The organism is Oleiphilus sp. HI0066, assembly GCF_001635725.1.
In genome coordinates, this window is sequence record NZ_LWFH01001176.1 from 1 (window position 1) to 1,228 (window position 1,228).

Here is a 1,228-nt window from a genome sequence, read left to right on the forward strand (position 1 = left end):
ATTGTTGGTGAACACAAAGTAAATACGCAACGTGTATGCCGTAACCGACCAGTCGTACAACTACAAACCAAGTACACGCTTACTGATGTTGCATGGGCAATCGGAACACTCGGAATCTACATGCCACGTACTGCAATGGTGTGGTGCGAACGGAAGGTGAAATAAGCATGAAAACGAACTTCCTCCATCAAGCCAAATACATTGCTATCGCAGCAACGATAAGCCTAAGCGGCTGTTCCGTAATTCATTTTGAGAATGGCCCTGTTGTTCCCGACCCAAAACCTGAGCAAAGCTTTGACTGGACACTAGGTATGTTTACCGAAGATATGCCAGACATACAATACGATGCAGCAAGCAGTGTTCGGTACAGAAAATGGTATCAACACGCCATTTTTTCAGTCGCCGAGCTGAGCAACCCATTACAGTTAAATAAAGAGTGCTCAGGTCTGGAGTGGAATCAAATCACGACCGAAGTAACTCCAACGGACTTTGTTTTTAGCATGCTAGACAACGCTCTACTCTATAACGCATCCTCTGCATGGCTCGATCTTTGGTCTACATGGAGCGTGGAGTATTCTTGCCGAGAGCGTTAGCTCTTCAATTAAGTATGCTCAAAACACTCGCTTGTAGGTTTTAACAACAAGACCAAATAACAAGATTGCACTTAAGCCTAAGCCTAAGCCCATGCCCGCCCATACGCCGGCAGGGCCAAACATCTCACCCAGGAAATAAGCCGCAGGAAATCCCAGCCCCCAATAACTAACAGTTGCGACGATGGTTGGAGATGCGCCAAGTTTAAAGCCTCTGAGCACACCCATTAAAACGACCTGCCACCCGTCAACCAATTGGAACATGGCGCCAATCAGTAACAACAAACTAGCTAAGGCCACTAGAGCCTGGTACTCGTCTGGCCCTAATGCCTCATCAACAAAAAGATCTACCAACACATCAGGGAGCAACCAAAAGACCAAGCCTGCCGCGCTTGCTGTCGCGCTCGCGATCACTAGGGCGTATAAAATCACTTGCTTGGTTTCAATCGGATTACCTGCACCGTAATGCTTGCCGACTTTCACTGATACAGCTTGCGATAAACCAAGCGGAATCATAAACGACATCGTGATGCACTGAAGCACTATCTGATGCGCAGCCAACGCCTGAGCACCCATTGCGCCAATCAACAGTGCCGCAGCCGAAAACATGCCTACTTCCATGGCATGCGCGATAGCTA

3 protein-coding genes are annotated in these 1,228 nt (G+C 48.0%); 2 read left to right on the forward strand and 1 reads right to left on the reverse strand.

What is annotated here, in order from left to right:
• Window positions 1-165 carry a Bor/Iss family lipoprotein gene (locus tag A3738_RS32630; protein WP_369819811.1) on the forward strand — a complete coding sequence of 55 codons (165 nt, stop codon included), beginning with the start codon at window positions 1-3 and terminating at the stop codon, window positions 163-165.
• A 2-nt stretch (window positions 166-167) separates the two neighbouring features.
• On the forward strand, window positions 168-593 hold the full coding sequence (locus A3738_RS15745) for a hypothetical protein (protein ID WP_068478510.1): 426 nt from the start codon (window positions 168-170) through the stop codon (window positions 591-593).
• Between the two features lie 18 nt (window positions 594-611).
• Here the strand turns inward: A3738_RS15745 and A3738_RS15750 are convergent.
• The coding region (locus tag A3738_RS15750; RefSeq protein WP_255376175.1) for an MATE family efflux transporter at window positions 612-1,228 on the reverse strand (617 nt) is incomplete at its 5' end.

What these genes read in the sequence shown, in the direction of transcription:
- A3738_RS15745 (WP_068478510.1), top strand. Translation starts at nt 168, where the DNA reads ATGAAAACGAACTTCCTCCATCAAGCCAAATACATTGCTATCGCAGCA.